This window comes from Arthrobacter sp. 05T423, assembly GCF_056396245.1.
Window position 1 is genome coordinate 112907 of record NZ_JBFTLC010000001.1, and the last position, 10631, is coordinate 123537.

At 66.6% G+C, this 10631-nt stretch carries 8 protein-coding genes; all 8 read left to right on the top strand.

Annotation, left to right across the window (positions count from 1 at the left end):
* Window positions 1–175: 175 nt before the first annotated feature.
* The 8 genes from guaB to guaA all read left to right on the top strand — a co-directional run bounded on the left by guaB (window position 176) and on the right by guaA (window position 10528).
* Window positions 176–1687 carry an IMP dehydrogenase gene (guaB, locus tag AC1DFE_RS00585; RefSeq protein ID WP_476903990.1) on the top strand — a complete coding sequence of 504 codons (1512 nt, stop codon included), beginning with the start codon at window positions 176–178 and terminating at the stop codon, window positions 1685–1687.
* 152 nt (window positions 1688–1839) lie between these two features.
* On the top strand, window positions 1840–3699 hold the full coding sequence (locus AC1DFE_RS00590; protein WP_476903991.1) for an ABC transporter ATP-binding protein: 1860 nt from the start codon (window positions 1840–1842) through the stop codon (window positions 3697–3699).
* Window positions 3700–3923: 224 nt separating this feature from the next.
* The gene (locus tag AC1DFE_RS00595) at window positions 3924–5060 is read left to right on the top strand and encodes a GuaB3 family IMP dehydrogenase-related protein (protein WP_476903992.1); all 1137 of its coding nucleotides are present in this window, start codon (window positions 3924–3926) and stop codon (window positions 5058–5060) included.
* A gap of 97 nt (window positions 5061–5157) precedes the next feature.
* Window positions 5158–6909, top strand: coding sequence for a glycerol-3-phosphate dehydrogenase/oxidase (locus tag AC1DFE_RS00600; protein WP_476903993.1), 1752 nt, complete (start codon window positions 5158–5160; stop codon window positions 6907–6909).
* A gap of 50 nt (window positions 6910–6959) precedes the next feature.
* Window positions 6960–7448, top strand: coding sequence for a PTS sugar transporter subunit IIA (locus tag AC1DFE_RS00605; protein ID WP_476903994.1), 489 nt, complete (start codon window positions 6960–6962; stop codon window positions 7446–7448).
* Window positions 7449–7514: 66 nt separating this feature from the next.
* Entirely contained in the window at window positions 7515–8369 is an 855-nt protein-coding gene (locus tag AC1DFE_RS00610) for an SURF1 family protein (RefSeq protein WP_476903995.1), read from the top strand.
* A complete protein-coding gene (locus tag AC1DFE_RS00615) occupies window positions 8366–8866 on the top strand; it encodes a DUF3817 domain-containing protein (RefSeq protein WP_476903996.1) in 501 nt (166 codons plus the stop codon). The genes AC1DFE_RS00610 and AC1DFE_RS00615 overlap by 4 nt, the downstream gene beginning before the upstream one ends.
* A 72-nt stretch (window positions 8867–8938) precedes the next feature.
* Window positions 8939–10528 (top strand): glutamine-hydrolyzing GMP synthase, encoded by a 1590-nt coding sequence (gene guaA, locus AC1DFE_RS00620; protein WP_476903997.1) that lies wholly within the window; start codon window positions 8939–8941, stop codon window positions 10526–10528.
* Window positions 10529–10631 lie beyond the last annotated feature (103 nt).

Below are 10631 nucleotides of genomic sequence, written 5' to 3' on the forward strand. Positions count from 1 at the left end.
AATGCCGGCAAGGAATATGGGGATCGCCGCCAAGGTTCTAGTATTAATTCAATTCCTCCAGCATCACCTTCCGGCCCCGGCCAACCCCTGCACAGGCCAGTCCCGTAATGACGGGCTGGTCATCGGCTGCAACCCCTACCCCGTGAACCTGTAAACCAAGGTAAGAGGCGCATTCATGACCCAGCCCGAGCACAACCCCTTCGGCTTCATCGGCCTGACCTACGACGACGTCCTGCTGCTTCCCGGCCACACCGACGTGATCCCCTCGGACGCCGACACGTCGTCCCGGATCTCCAAGCGCATCAGCGTCCAGACGCCGCTGCTGTCTGCAGCCATGGACACTGTCACCGAGTCCCGCATGGCCATCGCCATGGCACGCCAGGGCGGCCTCGGCGTCGTCCACCGCAACCTCTCCATCGATGACCAGGCCGACCAGGTGGACCGCGTCAAGCGCAGCGAGTCGGGCATGATCACCAACCCGCTCACCATCGGCCCCGAGGCCACGCTGCTGGAACTCGACGAGCTGTGCGCCCGCTACCGTGTGTCCGGTCTGCCCGTGGTGGACGACGGCAACCGGCTCCTCGGCATCGTCACCAACCGCGATACGCGCTTCGTCCCGGAATCCGACTTCCCGATCCGCCTGGTCAGCGACGTCATGACCAAGATGCCGCTGGTCACCGGCCACGTGGGTATCAGCCGCGAGGAGGCCTCGCACAAGCTGGCCACGAACAAGATCGAAAAGCTTCCGCTGGTGGACGAGCAGGGGCGCCTGAAGGGCCTCATCACCACCAAAGACTTCACCAAGGCCGAGCAGTACCCGCTGGCCACCAAGGACGACGAGGGCCGGCTCCGTGTCGGCGCCGCCATCGGGTTCTTCGGTGACGGCTGGGAGCGCGCCATGAAGCTGGTGGACGCCGGCGTGGACGCCCTCTTCGTGGACACCGCGAACGGCCACTCGCAGGGTGTGCTGGACATGATCCGCCGCCTGAAGTCCGATCCGGTCGCGGCGCACGTGGACATCATCGGCGGCCAGGCCGCCACCCGCGAAGGCGCCCAGGCGCTGATCGACGCAGGTGCCGACGGCATCAAGGTGGGCGTCGGCCCGGGCTCCATCTGCACCACCCGTGTGGTGGCGGGCGTGGGCGTTCCGCAGATCACTGCCATCTACGAATCGGCGAAGGCGGCCATTCCGGCCGGCGTTCCGCTGATCGCCGACGGCGGCCTCCAGTACTCCGGCGACATCGGCAAGGCGCTGGTTGCCGGCGCCGACACCGTGATGCTCGGCTCCCTGCTGGCGGGCTGTGACGAATCCCCGGGTGAGCTGATCTTCGTCAACGGCAAGCAGTTCAAGAGCTACCGCGGCATGGGCTCCCTCGGTGCCATGCAGTCGCGCGGCAAGAATACCTCCTACTCGAAGGACCGCTACTTCCAGGCCGACGTCTCCGGCGATGACAAGCTCATCCCCGAGGGCATCGAGGGCCGCGTGGCCTACCGCGGACCTCTGGCCTCGGTGGCGTACCAGCTGGTGGGCGGCCTCCGCCAGACCATGTTCTACACCGGCGCTCCCACCGTTCCCGAGTTGAAGGCCCGCGGCAAGTTTGTTCGGATCACCCCGGCCGGCCTGAAGGAATCGCACCCGCACGACATCCAGATGACCGTCGAGGCACCGAACTACGGTTCACGCTAATCCCCACCCGTTCCCTAACCTCGCAAGCTCGGCCCAGGGAACCCGGCGGGCGTGGCCCCAAGCACCAACGACGGGCCGCCGGGATTCCTTCCGGCGGCCCGTCGTCGTTTGCACCGCCTCATACGTATCGGTGCCGGGACTAGGCTGGAGCCATGTCCCAGCCACGCCATCCCGCCGAACTGAACCCGAAACGGGAACCCCAGCGGCGGCTGGCACTGAAGCCCTACGCCGGTGCCGTGGCCCAGGTCCTGCGTGTCAGCTTCCGTGCGTCGCCCGGTGCCGTGCTCATGAAGGTGGCCGGCTCGCTGATCTCGGCGGTGCTGCCGTTGGTCACCACGTACTTCGCGGGCCTGACCACTACCGCGCTGGCCGCCGCCTACAGCGGGGACGCCGCCGCCGGGCAGCAGGCCATCGTTTACGTCATCATCACCGCCGCGCTGGGCCTGTTCTGGGGCGCGTTCGGCAGCCTGGACCGCTACATCCAGCAGGTCATGAGCTTCAGGGTGGGCGCCATCGTGGGCGACCTGATGTACGAGCGGTTCCTTGCGCTGGATTTCTGGCGGTACGACGACAAGGAAACAGTGGATCTCTACGACCGCGCGAAGCGGTTCTCGGATTCGTATGCCAGGGTCCTCGACCGGATCGCCGCCATCTTCACGCAGCTGGTCTCGGTGATCCTCGCCATCGGCGCGCTCCTGCTGGTGAGCTGGTGGATTGCGTTGATCGTCCTCGTCGCGATCGTCCCCAGCGTCTACCTGCAGTTCAAACTGTCGCGCGAGCAGATTGCGCACTGGAACACCCAGGTGGATTCGCGGCGGCAGCGGCGGATGATCGAGACCAACCTGCTCCGTCCGCAGCACATCGCCGAGATGCGCCTGTACGGGATCGTCGGGTACCTCATGGAACTGCGCTCCCGGCTCCGGGACGCCGACGAGAAGCGCCGGCTGGATTTCCAGAAGAGATACATCCCCAGGCAGCTGGTGGCCGACGCCCTGCAGTACGCCGCGGAGGTTGTCTCGCTCATCTGGGTGGTGGGCCAGGTCATCGTCCGGGCCCAGCCGGTGGGGCAGTTCCTCTACGTCCAGCAGATCGTCAGCCGGGCTTTGTCCACCGCGAACAACCTGGTCTCCTCGCTCAGCTCCATCGACGAGGACCTCGCCAACCTCAAGGACTACGAGCTCTTCATGACGTTGCCCGTGCACTCCAGCCACGCACCGCCGCTGCTGGAAGCGCCAAAGACCGTTGAGTTGCGCGACATCCGCTTCACCTACACCGGCAGTGACATCGAAGTGATCCGCGGCATCAGCATGACCATCCGCGAGGGCCAGCACATCGCCATCGTCGGGGAGAACGGCGCCGGGAAGTCCACGCTGATCCGTATCCTGGCCGGGCTTTACCGCCCCGATTCCGGCCAGGTGATGCTCGACGGCGTGGACCTCGCCGCCGTCGACGTCACCTCCTGGCACCGCCACCTGGCGGTGCTGAGCCAGGAGTTCCTCAAGTACGAATTCGCCACCGCAGCCGAAAACATCCTCTTCGGCGACGTCGATTTGCCCCGCGACGATGAGCGGATCGTCCGGGCGGCCGGCGACGCCGAGGCCCTGGATTTCATCAACAAGCTGCCCAACGGCCTGGACAACCACGTCAGTAACTGGATGGAGGATCCGCGCGGCCGCAAGGGGAGCGGACTGAGCGGCGGGCAGTGGCAGCGGCTGGCCATGGCACGGAACTTCTACCGGAACGCCTCCTTCATGGTCATGGACGAGCCCACCTCAGCCATCGACGCGCTGGCCGAGCACCGCATCTTCACCCGGCTGTTCGCCGAGCGCAGCAGCACCATCATCGCCATCAGCCACCGGCTCGCCACGATCGAGAAGGCAGACATCGTGTACATGCTGGAGGACGGCCGGATCGTGGAGCAAGGCACGCACCGGGAACTGGTGGCTCTCCGGGGCCGGTACTTCCGGATGTTCGAATCCCAGCTCACCGTCGAGGAGGCCGGCGGGATCTGACTTCCACCACGGTGGTCCGGACACGGGCAAGGCTGGGGCGCGGCGGGACGCTGCTGAACCAACGACTCCCCTGCCACCGCGGCGGACACGTCCACGACGCGGACTTCCTCGAAGCGGAGGTGGCGGCAATGAACTCGCCGGACGCGGTTCCGATGCCTGCAATGTGGTCCTCGAACACCCAGCGTCTGCCGATCCGGCCACTGTAGCTGGGATAACCTAGAGCAGTGACTTACGAGATTGAGATTGGCCGTGGCAAGCGTGGGCGTCGTGCCTACTCCCTGGACGACATTGCGATCGTCCCCAACCGACGCACCCGTGACCCTAAGGACGTCTCCGTCTCGTGGCAGATCGATGCATACAAGTTCGACATGCCCGTCATTGCGGCACCCATGGATTCCGCCATGTCGCCGGCAACGGCCATCGCGCTCGGCAAGCTCGGCGGCCTGGGCGTCCTGGACCTCGAGGGCCTCTGGACCCGGTACGAGGACCCGCAGTACGTGCTGGACGAGATCGGCGTGCTTGCCGACGAAACCAACAGCCCGGCCGTCACCCGCAGGATGCAGGACCTCTACCAGGCACCCATCCAGCCCGAACTGATCACCTCCCGGCTGGCGGAAATCCGTGCCGCAGGCATCACCGTGGCCGGGTCACTGACCCCGCAGCGCACCCAGGAACACTACAAGACAGTGGTGGCGGCCGGCGTCGACATCTTTGTTATCCGCGGGACCACGGTCTCCGCCGAGCACGTCTCAAAGGACCACGAACCGCTGAACCTTAAGCAGTTCATCTACGAACTCGACGTCCCGGTCATCGTGGGCGGCGCCGCGGGCTACACGCCCGCCCTGCACCTCATGCGCACCGGCGCGGCCGGCGTCCTGGTCGGCTTCGGCGGCGGTGCCACCACCACCACGCGCCGCGCGCTGGGCATCCACTCGCCCATGGCCTCCGCCATCTCCGACGTCGCCGCCGCCCGCCGCGACTACATGGACGAGTCCGGCGGACGCTACGTCCACGTAATTGCCGACGGTGGAATGGGAACCTCGGGCGACATCGTCAAGGCCATCGCCATGGGCGCCGACGCCGTCATGCTCGGCACCGCCCTCGCCCGGGCAGAGGAAGCACCCGGAAAGGGCTGGCACTGGGGCCAGGAGGCACACCACCTGGAACTGCCCCGCGGCGACAGGGTCAACATCGGAACTGTCGGTCCGCTGGAAGAAGTGCTTTTCGGGCCGGGCCACCACACCAACGGGACGTCCAACCTGATCGGTGCGCTCCGCCGCTCCATGGCCACCACCGGCTACTCGGACCTCAAGGAGTTCCAGCGGGTCGACGTCGTGGTTTCGCCCTACGCCGGAAACTGACCGGCGGCCCCCGGCAACACAGTCCGCACCCTGCCCATCGGCAGACGTACGAAGTACTCTGGTGAACTACAACGTTCGATGAGGATGGAGGCCTGTCATGTCCGGTTTCGGTGAACGTCCGGCGGTGACCAGGGGAGCACTCGGCCCCGAGGCGCGGGAGGCCGCGCTAGCCGCACTGAAGGCTTCGACGGAGCCCGGCAAGGAACTGGACATCCTGATCGTCGGCGGCGGCATCGTCGGCACCGGCGTGGCCCTTGACGCTGTAACCCGCGGCCTGAGTGTGGGCATCGTGGAAGCCAGCGACTGGGCCGCGGGGACGTCCTCACGGTCCTCCAAGCTCATCCACGGCGGCCTCCGTTACCTCGAAATGCTGGACTTCGCACTCGTGAAGGAGGCGCTGCAGGAGCGGGGGCTGCTGCTTTCCGAGCTGGCCCCGCACCTGGCCCGGCCGGTGCCGTTCCTGTATCCGCTGACCAAGCACGTCGTGGAGCGGCCGTACATCGGCGCCGGCATCGCCCTCTACGACGTCATGTCCATCTCCGGCGGCCACAAGCGCGGCGTGCCGTTCCACAAGCACCTGTCGCGCCGGGGCACACTGCGTGCCGCCCCGAGCCTGAAGGACGACGCCTTCGTCGGATCGATCCGCTACTACGACGGCCAGGTGGACGACGCCAAGTACGTGGCCAACCTGGTGCGGACCGCCGCCTACTACGGCGCGCACGCGGTCAACCAGACCGCCGTCGTCGACTTCCTGCGCGAAGGCGAACGAGTGGTGGGCGCCAAGGTGGTGAACCGCGAGGACGGTACCAACTTCAACATCCGCGCCAAGCAGGTCATCAACGCCACCGGCGTCTGGACCGACGAAACCCAGGCCATGGTCACCGAGCGCGGCCAGCTGAAGGTGCGCGCGTCCAAGGGCATCCACCTGGTGGTGCCGCGGGACCGCTTCCAGTCAACGGTCGGGCTGATCCTGCGGACGGAGAAGTCCGTGCTGTTCGTCATCCCGTGGGGACGGCACTGGATCATCGGCACCACGGACACCGACTGGCACCTGGACAAGGCCCACCCCGCGGCGTCCAGCAAGGACATCGACTACCTTCTGGAACACGTCAACAAGGTCCTCAAGCGGCCCCTCACCCGGGAAGACGTGGAGGGTGTCTACGCCGGGCTGCGGCCGTTGCTCGCAGGGGAAAGCGACTCCACGGCCAAACTCTCCCGCGAGCACATCGTGGCCCACCCGGTGCCCGGCCTGGTGGTGGTGGCCGGCGGCAAGTGGACCACGTACCGGGTCATGGCCAAGGACGCCGTGGACGAAGCCGTCCGCAGCATGGACGAGCGTGTGCCCGCCAGCTGCACTGAGACCATTCCGCTGCTGGGAGCCGGCGGCTTCAAGGCCGCCTGGAACCGCCGCAACCGGACCGCGGAGGAGTCCGGCGTGCACGTGGCCCGTGTGGAGCACCTGCTGAACCGCTACGGATCCATGGCGTCTGAGGTGCTGGCCCTCATCCAGGACCGGCCCGAACTGGCCGAACCGCTGCCCGGCGCGGACGACTACCTTCAGGCCGAGGCGGTCTACGCGGCAACCCATGAAGGCGCCCGGCACGTGCACGACGTCCTGACCCGCCGCACCAGGATTTCCATCGAGTCGTGGGACCGTGGTGTGTCTGCCGTGCCGGTAGTCGCTAAGCTTATGGGAGAAATTCTTGGCTGGAGCGATGCGCAGCGGGAAAGCGAAATCAAGCATTATCTTGCGCGGGTGGAAGCCGAACGGCTTAGCCAGCAGCAGCCCGATGACGAATCGGCCGATGCTGCCCGGCTGGGCGCGGAGGACATCGTCCCGCTGCGCTGAGATCGCAGACCGCCGCCGGGCGGGCCCCGGCTTCACTGAAGGGACACCACTTGGCGGAACCACTGGACCGTTACGATGCTCAGCTCACCACACCGGACATGGTGATCCTCGAAATGGAGGCCGAGGACAAGGTGGACGCGGCCAGCCAGCTTGCCCGGAAGCTGTACGACGCCGGCCGGGTCTCGGATCTCGAGGGCTTCCTGAGCCACGTCAACGCCCGGGAGCACCAGCTGGCCACCGGCCTGCCCGGGGGAGTGGGCCTGCCGCACGCCCGCAGCGAGTTCGTCTCCGAGACGTCGATCGCCGTCGGGATCACCAAGTACGGCAAGGCACTGGACTTCGGGGCCTCCGACGGCCCCGCCACAGTGATCCTCCTCATCGCCACACCGGCGAGTTCGTTCTCCGACCACCTGGAAGTGCTCGCCACCCTGGCGAGGTCGCTGTCGAAGGAATCGTTCCGGGAATCGCTGCGACGGGCCTACGACCCCGAGGTCATCGCGGAACTCATCAACTCAAGCCTGGTCTTCTTCGACCACTGATTGGGGCAGGCCCTCGCCTGGACAGGCGTTTCGTTGTTCTACACACGGACGAAGTAACGTTAAGGGGTGTGGAAAACAGCCCTCCAGCCCCGGTGGATCGCAGGCCTGGTCTTTGCGATCGCCATTTCGGGCGTCTTTGTGCTCCTGAGCCAATGGCAGTTCGGCCGTTCCACGCAGCCCGAGGTTCCGGTCAACCCCACCACGGAGCAGGTCCAGGCCCTGACGAAAACCCTGCAGCCCGGCGAATTCTTCCGTGGCTCGGTGGCGGACCAGATGGTCTCAGCCTCCGGCACCTACGATCCGGCCAAGCAGGTTCTGGTTCCGGGCCGGCTTAAGGACGGCAAGACCGGATACTGGGTGGTCACGGCCTTCGCGGTGTCGGACGCCCCAGCGCTCAAGGGTGCGGCAGCCTCGCCGAAAACCTACATACCGGTGGCCCGCGGCTGGATCGCCGATCCCGCCGACGCCGGCGCCCCGCCGTCGGGCGTCATCCGGCTGACCGGACGGCTCCTGCCGTCCGAGGCGCCCGTGCCCAACACGGCGCCTGAACCCGGCCGTGCGACGGCCGTCTCTGTGGCCGAGCTCGTCAACGACTGGAACGTCAGCAGCTACCCCGCCTTCGTTTCCGCTGCGGCGGAAAAGTCCGGAACGGCCGACGTCGGTGCTGCCGCCGGCAGCCGCCTCAAGCCGCTCGACATTGCCGCGCAGCCGCCGTCCGCGAAGGTCAACTGGCTGAATCTCTTCTACTCCGTGGAGTGGATCGTTTTCGCCGGGTTCGCCCTGTTCATCTGGTGGCGGCTGGTCAAGGACGACTACCGCAGGAGCCTCGAGGACGCCGAGGACCACGACGACGGGGCCCACCGCCACCCCGGGCCAGAACCCACCCAACCCAACGAGATCCAACAAAAGGTACAGCCATGATCGAACCCAAGCCGGCCATCCAGCCCTCCAACCCGACCGGGACGGCGAAGAAGCGACGCTTTGGCGGCACGGAGGCGCAGATCCGCTCCGCCCTGAAGTTCTACAAGGTCATGGCCTACCTCACGGGTGCCATGCTGCTGCTGCTGTGCGCGGAGCTCGTTGCCCGCTACGGCTTCGGCCAATACCTCTTCGCCGGCGGAACGGACGCCCTGACCGGCCAGCCGTTCGGCTTCGGGTTCACCCCGGCCGAACCGAAGGGCGTCCTCGGCGGGTTCAACGTGTCCGTCACCGTGCTCATCGTCCACGGCTGGATGTATGTGGTGTACCTGATGTCCAACTTCCGTCTGTGGTCGCTGATGCGCTGGCCGTTCGCCAAGATGATCCTGCTGGCGCTCGGCGGTGTGGTCCCGTTCCTGTCCTTCATCGTGGAGAAGAAGTTCCACGCGGAGGTGGAGGCCGAACTTGCCGCCAACCCGCAGGCCGCCAGCCGCTACTAGTCCGGCGTTCCGTGCGTCACAGCGGGGCCGCTCAAGATGCGTCGGGGCAACCGTGCAAAGTAGGCTAGTACGGTGACTACTCCCACTGCATCCCAGACTTCCCAGAAGCCGGTGCTGGTTGTTGACTACGGTGCCCAGTACGCGCAGCTGATTGCCCGCCGCGTCCGGGAAGCGAATGTGTATTCGGAAGTGGTTCCGCATACCCACAGCACTGAGCAGCTCCTGGCCAAGAACCCCGCCGCCATCATCCTCTCCGGCGGACCCGCCAGCGTCTACGCGGACGGCGCCCCGAGCGTTGGCGCCGACCTCTTCGAGGCAGGTGTCCCGGTCTTCGGCATCTGTTACGGCTTCCAGGCCATGGCCAACGCCCTGGGCGGCAAGGTGGACAAGACCGGCCTGCGGGAATACGGCTCCACACAAACCACCATCCTTGGTGAAGGCCGTTCCGTACTCGAGGGAATGCCCCAGCACCAGAACACCTGGATGAGCCACGGCGACTCTGTCCACGCGGCTCCCGAGGGCTTCGAAGTGCTGGCCACCACGGCGGGGGCTGAAGTTGCCGCCTTCGCCAACGAGGAGAAGTGCCTGTACGGCGTGCAGTGGCACCCCGAGGTGAAGCACTCGGCGTACGGCCAGCAGGTGCTGGAGAACTTTTTGTTCAAGGGCGCCAAGCTGGAGCCGAACTGGACCACGGGCAACATCCTTGAAGAGCAGGTGGACCGCATCCGCCAGCAGATCGGCGACGCCCGGGTCATTTGCGGACTCTCCGGCGGAGTGGATTCAGCCGTTGCCGCCGCCCTCGTCCAGCGCGCCGTGGGCGACCAGCTGACCTGTGTCTTCGTTGACCACGGGCTGCTGCGCGAAGGCGAAGCTGAGCAGGTGGAGCGCGACTTCGTTGCGGCCACCGGCGTCAACCTCTACGTAGCCAACGAGCAGGAGCGCTTCCAGGCGGCCCTGGCCGGGGTCAGCGACCCCGAGACCAAGCGCAAGATTATCGGCCGCGAATTCATCCGGGCCTTCGAAGAGGCGGAGCGTGCGATCATCGCCGACGCCGCGGCGCACGGTGAAAAGATCAAGTTCCTCGTGCAGGGCACCCTGTACCCGGACGTCGTCGAATCCGGCGGCGGCGAGGGCGCAGCGAACATCAAGAGCCACCACAACGTGGGCGGCCTGCCCGAGGACCTGCAGTTCGAACTCGTCGAGCCGCTGCGTGCCCTGTTCAAGGACGAGGTGCGTGCCGTGGGCGCCCAGCTCGGACTGCCCCAGGAAATCGTCGGCCGCCAGCCGTTCCCCGGCCCGGGCCTGGGAATCCGCATCGTCGGGGAGGTCACCAAGGAACGCCTGGACCTGCTGCGCAAGGCAGACGCCATCGCCCGCGCCGAACTCACCGCCGCCGGACTCGACAACGACGTCTGGCAGATGCCCGTGGTGCTGCTTGCGGACGTCCGCAGCGTCGGCGTCCAGGGCGACGGCCGCACCTACGGCCACCCGATCGTGCTGCGCCCCGTTTCCTCCGAGGACGCCATGACGGCCGACTGGTCACGGCTCCCGTACGACCTGTTGGCCAGGATCTCCAACCGGATCACCAATGAGGTCGACGGCGTCAACCGCGTGGTGCTCGACGTCACCAGCAAGCCGCCGGGAACCATCGAGTGGGAATAGCGTTGTGAAAATGGCCGGACTCCGCAGGGAGGCCGGCCATTTTGCATTCTCCGGTAGCGAGGCCGGGCGGGATGCATTGGGGCGAAATGCGCCGCAACTTGGG

What these genes read in the sequence shown, in the direction of transcription:
- guaB (WP_476903990.1), top strand. Translation starts at nt 176, where the DNA reads ATGACCCAGCCCGAGCACAACCCCTTCGGCTTCATCGGCCTGACCTAC.
- AC1DFE_RS00600 (WP_476903993.1), top strand. Translation starts at nt 5,158, where the DNA reads ATGTCCGGTTTCGGTGAACGTCCGGCGGTGACCAGGGGAGCACTCGGC.
- AC1DFE_RS00590 (WP_476903991.1), top strand. Translation starts at nt 1,840, where the DNA reads ATGTCCCAGCCACGCCATCCCGCCGAACTGAACCCGAAACGGGAACCC.
- AC1DFE_RS00615 (WP_476903996.1), top strand. Translation starts at nt 8,366, where the DNA reads ATGATCGAACCCAAGCCGGCCATCCAGCCCTCCAACCCGACCGGGACG.